The sequence below is a fragment of the Microlunatus kandeliicorticis genome (assembly GCF_014137855.1).
Lineage (GTDB): Bacteria > Actinomycetota > Actinomycetes > Propionibacteriales > Propionibacteriaceae > Microlunatus > Microlunatus kandeliicorticis.
On sequence record NZ_JACGWT010000001.1, the window covers coordinates 1,028,489 to 1,041,889 of the forward strand.

13 protein-coding genes are annotated in these 13,401 nt (G+C 75.0%); 5 read left to right on the forward strand and 8 right to left on the reverse strand.

Annotated elements, in window-relative coordinates; genetic code table 11:
* Positions 1–86: 86 nt before the first annotated feature.
* Complete coding sequence (locus tag FHX74_RS04540) at positions 87–1,310, reverse strand: DUF480 domain-containing protein (protein WP_328823612.1); 1,224 nt, start codon at positions 1,308–1,310, stop codon at positions 87–89.
* A gap of 22 nt (positions 1,311–1,332) precedes the next feature.
* Positions 1,333–1,941, reverse strand: a complete 609-nt coding sequence (locus FHX74_RS04545) for a GNAT family N-acetyltransferase (RefSeq protein ID WP_220483417.1) — start codon at positions 1,939–1,941, stop codon at positions 1,333–1,335.
* 75 nt (positions 1,942–2,016) lie between these two features.
* Between FHX74_RS04545 and FHX74_RS04550 the strand changes: the two genes are divergently transcribed.
* From FHX74_RS04550 to FHX74_RS04560, 3 genes are all read left to right on the forward strand, one after another.
* Positions 2,017–2,661 (forward strand): UdgX family uracil-DNA binding protein, encoded by a 645-nt coding sequence (locus tag FHX74_RS04550; protein ID WP_182558833.1) that lies wholly within the window; start codon positions 2,017–2,019, stop codon positions 2,659–2,661.
* A 115-nt stretch (positions 2,662–2,776) separates the two neighbouring features.
* On the forward strand, positions 2,777–4,189 hold the full coding sequence (locus tag FHX74_RS04555; RefSeq protein WP_182558834.1) for an NAD(P)H-quinone dehydrogenase: 1,413 nt from the start codon (positions 2,777–2,779) through the stop codon (positions 4,187–4,189).
* Positions 4,186–5,133, forward strand: coding sequence for a Sir2 family NAD-dependent protein deacetylase (locus FHX74_RS04560; RefSeq protein WP_328823613.1), 948 nt, complete (start codon positions 4,186–4,188; stop codon positions 5,131–5,133). Before FHX74_RS04555 ends, FHX74_RS04560 begins: the two co-directional genes overlap by 4 nt.
* A gap of 258 nt (positions 5,134–5,391) precedes the next feature.
* Here the strand turns inward: FHX74_RS04560 and FHX74_RS04565 are convergent, their stop codons facing one another.
* The 5 genes from FHX74_RS04565 to FHX74_RS04585 form a co-directional block, all read right to left on the reverse strand.
* On the reverse strand, positions 5,392–6,237 hold the full coding sequence (locus FHX74_RS04565) for a hypothetical protein (RefSeq protein ID WP_182558835.1): 846 nt from the start codon (positions 6,235–6,237) through the stop codon (positions 5,392–5,394).
* A gap of 173 nt (positions 6,238–6,410) precedes the next feature.
* Complete coding sequence (locus FHX74_RS04570) at positions 6,411–8,273, reverse strand: ATP-binding protein (protein WP_328823614.1); 1,863 nt, start codon at positions 8,271–8,273, stop codon at positions 6,411–6,413.
* A gap of 80 nt (positions 8,274–8,353) precedes the next feature.
* The gene (locus FHX74_RS04575; protein WP_182558836.1) at positions 8,354–9,253 is read right to left on the reverse strand and encodes a 5-oxoprolinase subunit C family protein; all 900 of its coding nucleotides are present in this window, start codon (positions 9,251–9,253) and stop codon (positions 8,354–8,356) included.
* Positions 9,250–9,969, reverse strand: a complete 720-nt coding sequence (locus FHX74_RS04580) for a 5-oxoprolinase subunit B family protein (RefSeq protein ID WP_328823615.1) — start codon at positions 9,967–9,969, stop codon at positions 9,250–9,252. Before FHX74_RS04580 ends, FHX74_RS04575 begins: the two co-directional genes overlap by 4 nt.
* Before the next feature lies 1 nt (position 9,970).
* A complete protein-coding gene (locus FHX74_RS04585; protein WP_182558837.1) occupies positions 9,971–10,702 on the reverse strand; it encodes a LamB/YcsF family protein in 732 nt (243 codons plus the stop codon).
* 100 nt (positions 10,703–10,802) lie between these two features.
* Between FHX74_RS04585 and FHX74_RS04590 the strand changes: the two genes are divergently transcribed.
* The gene (locus tag FHX74_RS04590; RefSeq protein WP_182558838.1) at positions 10,803–11,357 is read left to right on the forward strand and encodes a DinB family protein; all 555 of its coding nucleotides are present in this window, start codon (positions 10,803–10,805) and stop codon (positions 11,355–11,357) included.
* Positions 11,354–12,673 carry a TetR/AcrR family transcriptional regulator gene (locus tag FHX74_RS04595; protein WP_182558839.1) on the forward strand — a complete coding sequence of 440 codons (1,320 nt, stop codon included), beginning with the start codon at positions 11,354–11,356 and terminating at the stop codon, positions 12,671–12,673. The genes FHX74_RS04590 and FHX74_RS04595 overlap by 4 nt, the downstream gene beginning before the upstream one ends.
* A gap of 166 nt (positions 12,674–12,839) precedes the next feature.
* Here FHX74_RS04595 and FHX74_RS04600 read toward each other — a convergent pair whose 3' ends face one another.
* Positions 12,840–13,328, reverse strand: coding sequence for a MerR family transcriptional regulator (locus FHX74_RS04600; protein ID WP_182558840.1), 489 nt, complete (start codon positions 13,326–13,328; stop codon positions 12,840–12,842).
* Positions 13,329–13,401: the final 73 nt, after the last annotated feature.

Sequence of the window (13,401 nt, forward strand, 5' to 3'; positions counted from 1 at the left end):
GGGCTCAGGGCACCGTGGTCTCGACAGGCTCAGGGCACGGCGAGTGGGACTGGTCGGTCGGGTCACCCGGGGTGTGGACGCGACGGTCAGGACGGACGGCGAGCGAGGACGTAGAGACGTTCGGTCGGGGCCTCGTGGGGGAGCGGGCCGCGGCGGTACCACTCGACGTCGGTGAGGCCGGCGGCGGTCACCGCGGCCAGCACCGCCGCGGGATCGTGCAGGACGAAGTCGAGGTCGGAGTCGACGCCGAACAGCGTGCCGGGGTGCTCGACCGACGAACCGACGTGGGTGGCCAGCGCGAGCCGGCCGCGGGGTTGCACCACCCGAGCCCAGGCCGCGACCGTCCGCTCGAGCTCGGAGCCGGCCAGGTGGACCAGCGCGTACCAGGCGGTCACCACCGCCCAGCCGGGACGACGCGGGTCCCCGCCCCGGGGCATCGGCGGGACCGCGAACCCGCCCTGGACGAAGTCGACGTCCGGGTGCAGCCCGCGGGCCCGGTCCAGCATCCCGGCGGACAGGTCGAGCCCGGTCATCCGCAGCCCGTGCCCGGCCAGCCGCCCGGCGACCTGCCCCGGCCCGCAGCCGAGGTCGAGCCCGGGCGCCCCGGCCTCGGTGTCGGCGGCCAGCCGGTCGAGCACCCAGCGGTCGAACGGCTTGTCGGCGAGGTCGTCGCTCAGCGCCTCGGTGTAGGCCCCGGCCAGCCGGTCGTAGCCGGCCGCCACGCGGCGGTCACGCGCCGGGGCGCCGTCGGCCAGCACCGCCTCGCGGTCGACCGTGGGTGCGGTCGCCACCGTCGGTGCGGCGAGCGTCCCGGCGCCGAGCAGGTGCGCCCAGCGCGGGTCGTGCTGGCCGGCGCGACGCTCGCGTTGCTCGACCAGCGGCGGGTCGAGGGCGGCCAGCTCGGCCAGCGTCCGCTCGACGGCCTCGCGGTCGGCGAAGCCGTGCAGCCGCTCGGTGCGGGTCTTCAGCTCGCCCGCCGACTGCGGCCCGCGGAGCAGCAGCACCGCGACCAGCGCGGCCCCCGCCGGGTCGAGAACGAGACGCTCCTCGAGCCGCTGGTGGTACTTGACCACCCGCAGCCCGGTGGTCCTGACGAACCGCACCAGCTCGCGGTCGCGGAGCCGTCCCAGGACGTCGACCAGGGTGGGTTCGTCGTAGTCGGTCACCGGTTCGCGGCTGGTCGCCTGGTTGCAGGCGGCGCGGAGCGCGTTGAGCGAGAGCGGATAGCTGTCCGGGACGGTCCGCTGCTTCTCGAGCAGCGCACCGAGCACCCGCTGCTCGACCGGGTCGAGGGTCAGCCGGTCCGACACGACCTCAGCGTGTCACACCTGGTCAGCGGTCCAGCACCCGACGCATCACCACCCGCTCGCGGCCGCCGCTGTGCGCGGTGGTGGCGGCGGCGCGGGTGAACCCGGCCCGGGCAAACAGCCGGGTGGTGCCGACGTAGCCGGAGATCACGTCGACGCGCTCGTCGGGCCGGAGGTCGACCGGATAGCCCTCGACCGCGCCGGCGCCGTGCCGGGCGGCGTGGTCCACCGCGCCGTCGAGCAGCACGTCCATCAGGCCGTGGCGGCGGAACCCGGCCCGGACGACGAAGCAGACGGCGACCCAGGTCTCGCCCCCGGGCTCGTCCTCGAGGACCGGAATCGTCCGCGACCGGAGCAGCCGGCGGTACTGCGAGCGCGCGGCGACCGAGCACCAGCCGGCGGCGACGTCGTCGACGTAGGCGAGCACCCCCGGCCCGGGCTCGGTGTCGCACAGCGCCGCGACGGCGTCCGGTCGCTCGGCGTTGGGAATGCGGCTGTCGCGGTAGGACAGGCACCAGCAGGCACCGGCGCCCGGCGTCCGGGTGCCCACCAGGGTCACGACGTCCTCGAACCGCCCGAGCGCCGGGCGGACTTCGATCGTCGGCTCGTGGTCGGTCGGGAAGCGCGGTCGCACGCGACCACGCTAGGGCCGCCCACCGACATCCGACCCGGACGAATCCAGCAGCGGCCCGGACGGGAAGGTGGGGACATGCCTGCGCACCCTGCCCCGGTCGGCGCCGCCCAGTGGGTCGACCCCGACGCCGACGTCCCCGCCCTGCGAGAGGCCGCGGCCGGGTGCCGCGGCTGCGAGCTCTGGGAGCCCGCCACCCAGGTGGTCTTCTCGGCCGGCAACGACCACGCCCCGCTGATGCTGGTGGGCGAGCAGCCCGGCGACCAGGAGGACCAACGCGGCATCCCGTTCGTCGGCCCCGCGGGGCAGGTGCTGCAGCGGGCGCTGGCCGAGGCCGGGATCGAGCGCAGCCGGGTCTACGTCACCAACGCGGTCAAGCACTTCCGGTTCGAGCTCCGCGGCAAGCGAAGGATCCACCAGACCCCGCAGGTCAGCCACATCAAGGCGTGCAAGCCGTGGCTCGAGGCGGAGGTGGCGCAGGTGCGTCCGGCGCTGGTGATCGCGCTCGGTGCGACCGCGGGCAAGTCGCTGCTCGGCAGCGACTTCCGGATCACCCAGCAGCGCGGCCGCCGGCTCGAGGCCGTGGTCGGCCCGACCACCGTGCCGGTGGTGGCCACCATCCACCCCTCGGCGGTGCTGCGGACCGAGGAGGGCCCGGACCGCGACGCCGCCTACGCCGGGCTGGTCGCCGACCTGAGGACAGCGCTGGCCGAGGCCGGGTGATCGCGCAGGAAACCGCGGCTCGATCGGCCCCGAGCCCGCGCAACGCGGGTGGACGGCGATCGAGCCGCCGTTTTCTGCACTCGGCCGGTGCGCGGTCGCGTGGAAGGATGGGCGTGTGACTCGCGTGGTGATCGTCGGTGGCGGCCCCGGTGGCTACGAGGCCGCCCTGGTGGGCAGCCAGCTCGGCGGCGACGTCACGCTGGTCGACACCGACGGGCTCGGCGGCTCGGCCGTGCTGACCGACTGCGTCCCGTCGAAGACCCTGATCGCCACCGCCGAGGTGATGACCGAGGTCAAGGCCTCGACCGAGCTCGGGCTGCGGTTCGGCCGGCACGGCGAGGATACCGTCGAGGGTCAGGTGAACGTCGACCTGGCGATGGTCAACCAGCGGGTCAAGCGGCTCGCCCAGGCCCAGAGCGCCGACATCGTCGACCGGATCCGGCGCGAGGGCATCCGGGTGGTCACCGGACGCGGCCGGCTCGACGGCCCGGAGCGGGTGGTCGCCGAGACCGCCGACGGCGAGCAGAGCTTCGACGCCGACGTGGTGCTGATCGCCACCGGCGCGCACCCGCGGGTGCTGCCCGACGCGGTGCCCGACGGCGAGCGGATCCTCACCTGGACCCAGGTCTACGAGCTCACCGAGCTGCCCGAGCGGCTGATCGTGGTCGGCTCCGGCGTGACCGGGGCCGAGTTCGCCAGCGCCTACGACGCGCTCGGCGTCGACGTGGTGCTGGTCAGCTCGCGCGACCGGGTGCTCCCCGGCGAGGACGCCGACGCGGCCCGGGTGCTCGAGGACGTCTTCACCCGCCGCGGGATGACCGTGCTGTCGCGGTCGCGGGCCGCGGGGGTGGTCCGCGACGGCGACCAGGTCACCGTCACCCTGACCGACGGCCGCATCGTCACCGGCTCGCACTGTCTGCTGGCGGTCGGGTCGATCCCCAACACCGCGGACATGGGGCTTGACACCGCCCGGGTGGACGTCGACCGCGGCGGCTTCGTCACCGTCGACCGGGTGTCGCGGACCTCGGCTCGCGGCGTCTACGCGGCCGGCGACTGCACCGGCGTGATGATGCTGGCCTCGGTGGCCGCCATGCAGGGCCGGATCGCCATGTGGCACGCGCTGGGCGACGCGGTCAGCCCGCTCGACCTGCGCTCGGTCAGCTCGAACGTCTTCACCTCGCCCGAGATCGCCACCGTCGGCGCCACCCAGGAGCAGGTCGACAACGGCGAGGTCCGCGCGATCAAGGTCAGCCTGCCGCTCCGCGGGAACGCCCGGGCCAAGATGCAGGGCATCCGGGACGGCTTCGTCAAGCTGTTCTGCCTGCCCGCCACCGGGATCATCGTCGGCGGGGTGGTGGTGGCCCCGCGAGCCAGCGAGCTGATCCACGCCGTGTCGGTCGCGGTCGCCGAGCGGATCACCGTCGACCAGCTGGCCGCCGACTTCACCGTCTACCCGTCGCTGTCCGGATCGGTGGCCGAGGCGGCGCGGCGGCTGCACGGCCACAGCGTGGCGCAGCTGGTCACGTGACCGTCCCGGCGAGCCGCCCGGTGGGGCTGCGGACGACCGGTCCGCGGGCGTGGTCGGCGCCGGGCTCGGCGGCGCGGTTCTCCGCCCGGGCCCTCGGGCCGGACTGGCGCGCGATCGACCCCGCCGACCTCGACCGGGTGCGGGCGATGCTGGACGGCCGCCGCTGGGTGTGTCTGACCGGCGCCGGGATGTCCACCGACAGCGGGATCCCCGACTACCGGGGCCCGGACTCGCCGCAAGCCTCGCCGATGCTCTACGCCGAGTTCTTCGGCTCGGTGGAGAACCGTCGCCGCTACTGGGCCCGCAGCTTCCTCGGCTGGAGCCGGATGGGGCTGGCCGAGCCGAACGCCGGGCACCGCGCGCTGGCCGCGCTGGGAGCCCTCGCCGACCCGTGGGCCGGGGTGACCGGCGTGATCACCCAGAACGTCGACGGGCTGCACGAGGCCGCCGGCAGCGACCCGGTGGTCGCGCTGCACGGCCGGATCGCCGACGTGATCTGTCTGGACTGCGGCACCGTCCGGTCGCGGGCCGAGGTGCAGGGCCGGTTGGCGGCGCTCAACCCTGGCTACGCCACCGAACGGCCGGTCGGCCACGCCGAGCTGCGACCCGACGGCGACGCGGTGGTGGGGGACTGGCAGGACTTCGTGCTGGCCGACTGCCCGGTCTGCGGCGGCCGGCTCAAGCCCGATGTGGTGTTCTTCGGCGAGACGGTGCCTCGGGCACGGGTGGACGCGGCCTACGCGCTGGTCGACGACGCCGACCTGCTGCTGGTCGCGGGCTCGTCGCTGACCGTGATGTCGGGGCTGCGGTTCGTCCGGCACCAGGTCCGGCACGGCCGCGAGGTGGTGATCGTCAACCGGGGCGCGACCCGCGGCGACGATCTCGCCACGCTCAAGATCGACGGCGGCACCACCGAGCTGTTCACCGCGCTGCTCGAGTCCTGAGGGCCGCCCTTCGACAGGCTCAGGGAGCGCGGTGGTGCTCGAGGCCCGAGACGTGCGCTGAGCCTGTCGAAGCGCAGGCCCAGGACGTGCGTTGAGCCTGTCGAAGCGCCCAGGCCCAGGACGTGCGTTGAGCCTGTCGAAGCGCCCAGGCCCAGGACGTGCGCTGAGCCTGTCGAAGCGCCCAGGCCCTTCGACAGGCTCAGGGAGCGGTGGTGGGGCGCGCTCACGCCCTTCGACAGGCTCAGGGGTCGGTCGGGATCAGTCGCCGCCGAAGAAGTCGCCGATGCCGTCGAACATGTCGCCGATGCCGCTGCCGATGTCCCCGAGGCCGTCGCCGATGCCCTCGCCGATCCCGCCGATGCCCTCGCCGATGCCCTCGCCGAGGCCGTCGAGGCCCTCACCGATGCCGCCGAAGATGTTGCCCATCCCGCCGAAGAGGAACGAGCCGATCAGCACGCCGGACAGCAGGTCGCTGCCGTTCCACCGGCTGTAGTAGCCCTGCGCCCACGGGGCGTAGGCCTGACCGCCCTGCCAGTAGGGCACCCGCTGGGCGCCGACCTGGACGGTGCGGATGTAGGGGTCGGCCCCGGCCAGCACCCGCTCGGCGTCGGCCGCGCAGGCCGGCACGTCCCGCGGGGTGCCCCCGGCAGGCGCCCACTCGACGTTCTGGGTCGAGGGGCCGTGGGCCGGGTTGAAGAAGCACGGCGGCCGCTTCTGCGGCAGCGGGTCACCGGCGATCCGCGCCTTGACGCAGGCGATCGCGTAGCGGCCGTCCTCGAGGATCTCGGTGACGTGACGGATCTCCTCGGGCTTGCGGACCGCGTCGAGCGACATCTTGGCGTCGTCGTAGGCGTCGAGGGCCCGCTGGTAGTCCTGCTGCATGGCCTCGTCGAGCGGGTGGCCGGCGACGTCGGTGTCCAGCCTCTGCAGCTCCTCGCCGAACTTGGTCACGTCCTCGTCGGCCGCCTTCTTCGAGGTGGTCAGCTGGCTCTCCAGCTCGGCCTGGGCGGCTGCCTCGCGCTGCCGGGTGGCGTGTCTGCCGTAGAGCAGCGCGCCGCCGCCACCGATGACGGCGACGACGAGCAGAAGGAGGATCAGATCCATGGTTCCAGTGTCTCCGGGAGGTCGCGGATGGTGCTGACGGACAGGCGATTCTTAAAGCTTCATTAGTTCGTTTCAGGCACGCGTCCGCCGGATCCCGCAGGATCCGCCGCTCGCGCGCGATGCCGAGGGAGAACGCGGATCGACGCCGTCCCGCACGCTCCGGGACGTCACCGTCAACCGTTCGCCACGTCGACGATCTCGCAGATCGTGGACCCGCTGGTCACCGCTCCGCCGACCTCGACGGAGAGCTCGCTCACCTTCCCGGCGCGGTGAGCGGTCAGCGGCTGTTCCATCTTCATCGCCTCGAGCACGACGATCAAGTCTCCGGTCTCGACCAGGTCACCCTCGGCGACCGCGACCCGGACGATCGTGCCCTGCATCGGCGAGGTCAGCGCGGTCGCCGGCGGCCCGCTCGACGCGGCTCCCGACCCGGTTCCCGTCCTCGTAGCCGGTCTCGTACCCGGTCTCGTGCGCGCGGCCGGTCGGCTCGTCCGGCCGGACGTCCCGGCCGCCGGGCCCGCCGTGGGTGCGGGACCGGGGCCCGGCGCGGTGGCGCGGGCCCCCCATCCGGTCGGCAGCCGGACCTCGAGCCGCCGGCCGTCGACCTCGACCGCCACCGTCTCGCGGCCAGCCGGGCCGCCGGGCGAGTCGGGAGCGCCCGGGGTGCCGTCCCAGGGCGGGATCGTCCCGGCGAACTCGGTCTCGATCCAGCGGGTGTGGACGCCGAACCGACCGTCCGCGGCGGTGAACGCCGGGTCGTCGACCACGGCGCGGTGGAACGGCAGCACGGTCGGCATCCCGTCGACCGCCAGCTCGGCCAGCGCGCGGCGGGCCCGGGCCAGCGCCTGCGCCCGGTCGGCGCCGGTGACCACCAGCTTGGCCAGCAGCGAGTCGAAGGCGCCGGGGACGGTGTCGCCGGCCCGGTAGCCCTCGTCGACCCGGACGCCGGGACCGGTCGGCGGGGTCCAGACGGTCAGGGTGCCGGGGGCGGGCAGGAAGTGGCGGCCCGGGTCCTCGGCGTTGAGCCGGAACTCGATCGCGTGGCCGCGAGGTGAAGGGTCGTCGTAGCCGAGCGGCTCGCCGTCGGCGATCCGGAACATCTCGGCGACCAGGTCGAGCCCGGTCACCTCCTCGCTGACCGGGTGCTCGACCTGGAGCCGGGTGTTGACCTCGAGGAACGACAGGGTGCCGTCCTGGCCGATCAGGAACTCGCAGGTGCCGGCACCGACGTAGCCCGCCTTCCGGAGGATCGCCTTCGACGCAGCCACCAGCCGGTCGTGCTGGTCGCGGTCGAGGAACGGTGCCGGTGCCTCCTCGACCAGCTTCTGGTGCCGCCGCTGCAGCGAGCAGTCGCGGGTGGAGACCACCACGACGTCGCCGTGCCGGTCGGCCAGGCACTGGGTCTCCACGTGCCGGGGCCGGTCGAGGTAGCGCTCGACGAAGCACTCGCCGCGGCCGAAGGCCGCCGTGGCCTCGCGGACCGCCGAGTCGAAAAGCTCGGGGATCTCCTCGAGGGTCCGGGCCACCTTGAGCCCGCGGCCGCCGCCGCCGTAGGCCGCCTTGATCGCCACCGGCAGCCCGTGTTCCTCGGCGAACGCGACCACCGCGGCCGCGTCGGCGACCGGCCCGGGGGTGCCCGGGACCAGCGGCGCCCCCACCTGCTCGGCGATCCGGCGGGCGGTGACCTTGTCGCCGAGCGCGTCGATGGCCTCCGGCGGCGGACCGATCCAGACCAGCCCGGCCGCGAGCACCGCACGGGCGAAGCTCGCGTTCTCGGAGAGGAAGCCGTAGCCGGGGTGGACCGAGTCGGCACCGGACCGGCGGGCGACGGCGAGGATCCTCTCGATGTCGAGGTAGCTGTCGGCCGGCGTGCTGCCGCCGAGGGCGAACGCTTCGTCGGCCAACCCGACGAAGAGGGCGTCGGCGTCGGGTTCGGCGTAGACCGCCACGCTGGCCAGCCCGCAGTCGGCGGCGGCCCGAATCACCCGGACCGCGATCTCGCCCCGGTTGGCCACCAGCACCTTGCTGATCGACACCGCTCACCCCTCGTCGTCGTGGAGTCGTCGTGGGACCTGCCCCCGGACCGGTGCGCGGGGCGCCGCCGGGCGACGGAAATCTACCGGGCGGTCGCCGGGGCCCCGGGCTCGACCGGGTGCGCACCACCCGCCGGCCCGGGCCGGAACCGCAGCCGGACCCGGTCGCCCGGCCGCAGCTGCGCGGCGGCGTCGGCGCTGGTCGGGGTGAGCACCGCGACCACCGGGTAGCCGCCGGTGACCGGGTGGTCGGCGCCGAACAGCACCGGCTGGCCCGACGGCGGCAGCTGGACCGCACCCCGGACCAGGCCCTCGGACGGCAGCTCCGCGTCGGTGCGACGGGGGACCGGCGGCCCGGTCAGCCGGACCCCGACCCGGTTCGACTCGGCGCTCACCTCCCAGGTGGTGCCGACCAGCGCCGACCACCCCGTGCCGTCCAGCCAGTCCCGGCGTGGTCCGGTGGTCAGCCACAGCTCGCCGACCGCCGCCGGCGGGGGCAGCCGCACCGCGGGCGGCAGCGGGCCGGTGGGGTCGCCGACCGGCAGCCGGTCGCCGGCGCGGAGCGGGGCCGGTCCGAGCCCGGAGAGCAGGTCGGTCGACCGGCTGCCGAGCACCGGTGGCGGGACCAGCCCGCCGCGGACCGCGACGTAGTGACGCAGCCCGCGCGGCGGCGCGGCGACGACCAGCGGGACGTCCGGGGGGAGCAGCACCCGGCGGTGCGTCCCGACCGGTCGGCCGTCGACCGTGACCGCGGTGGCCGGGCCGGTAACGGCGCACCAGAGCGGGTCGTCGGAACGCAGCTCGAGACCACCGAGGACGGTCTCGAGCAGGGCCGCGTCCGGTCGGTTGCCCACCAGCCGGTGGGCCAGCGCGGCCTGGCCGCGGTCGGCCGCGCCGGACGTCGGGACGCCGATCGCGGCCAGCCCGGGGCGGCCGAGGTCCTGGAGCAGCGCGAGCGGCCCGGGCCGGACGACGGTGATCACCGGGCGGCGCCGAGGTCGGTGAACCGGACCCGGGCGCCGGGCCGCAGCAGCGCCGGCGGGTCGGCGTCGGGGTCGAACAGCACCAGGTCGGTCCGGCCGATCAGCTGCCAGCCCCCCGGTCCGCTCCGCGGGTAGACCCCCGAGTACGACCCGGCCAGCCCGACCGCGCCGGCCGGGACCGCGGTCCGCGGGCTGTCCCGGCGGGGCACGGTCAGGTGCCCGCCGGAGGTCTGGGGCACCAGGTAGCCGAAGCCGGGGGCGAACCCGCCGAAGGCCACCGTCCAGACCGTCCCGGTGTGCCGGCGGACGACCTCGGCCGGATCGACCCCGAGCAGCGCGGCGACCGCGGCCAGGTCCTCGCCGTCGTAGCGGACCGGGATCTCGACCGGTGCTCCGACCGCTGTGGGCGCGGCGCCACGGCCCGGACCGCCCGCGTCGTCCGGGGTGGCGGGTGCGGTCAGCAGCCGGGCGGTCAGCGCCGCCACGGCCGGGTCGTCGATCCCGGTCCGCAGCCGCAGCAGCAGGGTCCGCGCGCCCGGGACCACCTCGGCCACGGGTCCGCCGCCGGCGGGCGCCGGTCCGGTGCGCTCGAGCGCGGCGAGCACGGCACGGGCGTCGGCCAGGTCGGCGCACTCGACCAGCACCGCCTCGTCGCCACAGGGCAGCAACCGGCGGCCGGGGACCCCGGCGGGCACAGCCCGGAACGGGTCGGTCACGTCAGCTGAACGGCTCGAGCGTGATCCCGGCCGCGGTCAGGGCCTCGCGGACCGCCCGGGCCATCTGCACCGCGCCGGGGCTGTCCCCGTGCGTGCAGAACGACCGCGCCCGCCCGTCGCGGGCGGCGGCGACCGCCCGCTCGGCGGCCTCGGCCGGGTCGTCGATCAACGCGTCCGGACGCCGGCGGTCGACCAGTCGCCCGTCGTCGGTGTAGTTCCGGTCGACGAAGTACTCGGTCACCGCCGGCAGTCCGCGGGCGGCGGCCCGGTCGAGCAGCACCGATCCCGGCAGGCCGAGCACCGGCAGCGCCGCGCCGGTCGCCTCCGACCAGGCGACGACGGCGTCGAGCACCGCCTCGGCCTGCCTTGGGTGGTCGACCACGGTGTTGTAGAGCGCGCCGTGCGGCTTGAGATAGCCCACCCGGCTGCCCGCCGTCCGGGCCAGACCGTCGAGGGCGCCGAGCTGATAGAGGACGTCCGCGGCGAGGTCGTCCGGGGCGACGTCGACGAACCGCCGGCCGAAGCCGGCCAGGTCGCGGTAGCCGACCTGCGCGCCGATCCGGACGCCGCGCTCGGCGGCCTGCCGGCAGGTCGTCCGCAGCGTCGTCGGGTCGCCTGCGTGGAAGCCGCAGGCCACGTTGGCCGAGGTGATCAGGTCGAGCATCGCCGCGTCGTCGCCCAGCCGCCAGCGCCCGAAGGACTCCCCGAGGTCGGCGTTGAGGTCGACGGTCACGGCACGAGTCTGGCAGCCGCTCGGCCGGGCTCCGCTACAGCGTCGGCAATCCGGCCGGGTCGCCGGGGGTCGGGGGCCCGTGAGGGGCTAGCCTGACGCGATGCCACGTCCGCCGCTCGAGCCGCCGCCGCCGGACCGCAAGGACTGGACCTGGACGCTCGACCGGCGCTGCCCCGAGTGCGGGCTCGCCGCCGGTGAGGTCCCGATCGAGGAGGTGGCCGACCGTGCGGAGGCGGCCGCCGCCGAGTGGGTGCAGATCCTGACCTCGAACCCGGCCGCCGCGGCCCGGCCCGCCCCGGCGGTCTGGTCGCCGCTCGAGTACGGCGCGCACGTCCGCGACGTCTACGCCGTCTTCGACGAGCGGCTCGGGTCGATGCTCGACCAGGACGACCCGGTCTTCGCCGACTGGGACCAGGACGCGACCGCGGTCAGCGACGACTACGCCGGCCAGGACCCGGACGTGGTGGCCGAGGAGCTGTTCGCCGCCGCCGGGTCGCTGGTCTCCCGGTTGCGCGGTCTGCGGCCGGAGCAGCTCGACCGGCCCGGCCGGCGTTCGGAGGGCTCGCGGTTCACCGTCACCACGCTCGCCCAGTACTTCCTGCACGACGTGCTGCACCACCTCTGGGACGTGACCGGCCAGCCGGCCCGGCCGTGAAGGGTCCCCAGGAGGACGGGGCGGGCGCCCACGGCGGCAGCCCGGACGGGGCGGCCGACCGGGACGGCGGGGAGGCCGGTCGGGCCGTCGGTGGGGAACGCGAGCGCCTGCTCGACCTCGTGGTCGCGCACGCCCGGAACAACGGCCTGGCCGAGCAGAGCCTGCGCCGGATCGCCGACGCGGTCGGCAGCAGCCACCGGATGCTGCTCTACCACTTCGGGTCGCGCGACGGACTGATCGCGGCGGTCGCGGAGCGCGGCGGTGATCATCTCAGCCGCTCCTCGCACGAGCTCACCGTCCAGGGCCTCGACGAGCTGGAGGACCGGGGCGACTTCCTCGACGTCTGGCGCGAGACCGAGGACCGATTGGCCAGCGACGGTCCGCTGATGCTCGAGCTGTGGGTCCGGGCGATGACCGGGGAGTCGGTGGACGAGCCGGACCACTCGGTCGGTGCCGACCTCGCTCCGCTGCGGTCGTTCTGGGTCCAACACGGATACCCCGAACCAGTGGCCGAGGACCTGGCCGCCGTCCAGGTGGCCATCGGGCGGGGTCTGGTGCTGGACCGGCTGTTGGGCGGGACGCACGAGGACCTCGGTCGGCTGGTGAGCTGGTACGCGCGGCTGCTGCACCCCGACCGGCCCGCGGTCCGCGCGCTGATCCGGCTGCACCCCGAGACCGACGACCGAGCGCGGCTCTCCGCGGGCCGGCGGCCGGTCGCGCCGACGTCGCGACCGGCGGTGAGCGTCCGGCAGCAGTTGCTCGACGCCTTGATCGCCAACGCTGGAGGCTCCGGCTTCGGCCGCCTGAGCCTGCGCCGGCTGGCAGCGGCAGCCGGGAGCAGTCACCGGATGCTGATCTACCACTTCGGGTCGCGGGAGGGCGTGCTGGCGGCTCTGGTCGAACGGATCGAGAGCCACCAGGCCGCCGACCTCGACGTGTTGGTGGACCGCCACCCGGGCGGGGATCCCAACGACGCCGCGTTCGGGGACCTGTGGAACCGGATCCTCCGCCGGCTGGACGGCAGCGGCCCGCTGGTCTTCGAGCTCGCGCTGCTCGCCGTCCACGGCGAACAGCCGGTGAAGCAGATCCGCGGCCTGGTCATCGACAGCTACGCCGGACCGCTGGCCCGGTTCTGGTCCACCCAGGGTCTCGACGAGCGAGCCGCGGGCCTGGCCGGCCGGCTGCACGTCGCGTTGGCCCGCGGGTTGATGATCGACTACCTGGTCCGGGGCGACGGCCCGCTCACCCACGCCGCCTTCGGGAAGTTCAACCGCCTGTTGCTGGCCACGGTCGACGAGCCGATGCCGCTCGACTGAGCCGAGCGGGAGCGTTGGGCGCCACCGCGGCGGCGTTCCATCGCACGACCGTCCTGACCGGCGCGCTCGGGGGAATGTGCGGCCGCTCGCGGGGCAACCGATCGCCGCCGCAGTGGGTTGTACCGAAAGGTACACAGCCGGGACTCGGGCGCGCAAAAGCCTGCTCTCAGCGTGTCGTGGGTTTCTTCTCAGTCGGCTGAGCGCGCCGCTCCGCGGGTCGTCGACCGGACCGCAGTCGGCGGAGATCCGCGCGGCAGCGGCGTTCGACCGCGTCGAGCTCGGCGAGCGTCTGCGCGATGTCGGCGCGCCGCTGCTCGAGCTCGGCGCGGCGTCGTCCGATCTGGTCGAGCAGGTAGTCGAGCTGACCGGCCTCGCCGGGCTCGGCGTCGTACATGTCCACGATGGTGGCGATCTCGCCGAGGCTGAAGCCGAGCCGCTTGCCGCGGAGGATCAGCTGCAGCCGGACCCGGTCACGGGGGTGGTAGACCCGGCGGGTGCCGACGCGCTCGGGGGTGAGCAGCCCGGAGTCCTCGTAGAACCGGATGGTCCGCAGCGTGGTGTCGTTCTCGGCGGCGAGCTCGCCGATGCTCCAGGTCCGGTCCTGTTCGCCCTGCGGCGCAGCCGTCGGACCGGTCGCCGTCCTGCTCCCCGTCACACGCGCCTCCTGGCCCCCGAGTTCCCTTTACGTAAGCGTAAGCTGGTTTCGCGCGACGACGCGCGAGGCTCAC

Coding starts and splice junctions, on each gene's coding strand:
- FHX74_RS04550 (WP_182558833.1), top strand. CDS start 2,017: ATGCCTGCGCACCCTGCCCCGGTCGGCGCCGCCCAGTGGGTCGACCCC.
- FHX74_RS04565 (WP_182558835.1), bottom strand. CDS start 6,237: ATGGATCTGATCCTCCTTCTGCTCGTCGTCGCCGTCATCGGTGGCGGC.
- FHX74_RS04590 (WP_182558838.1), top strand. CDS start 10,803: ATGCCACGTCCGCCGCTCGAGCCGCCGCCGCCGGACCGCAAGGACTGG.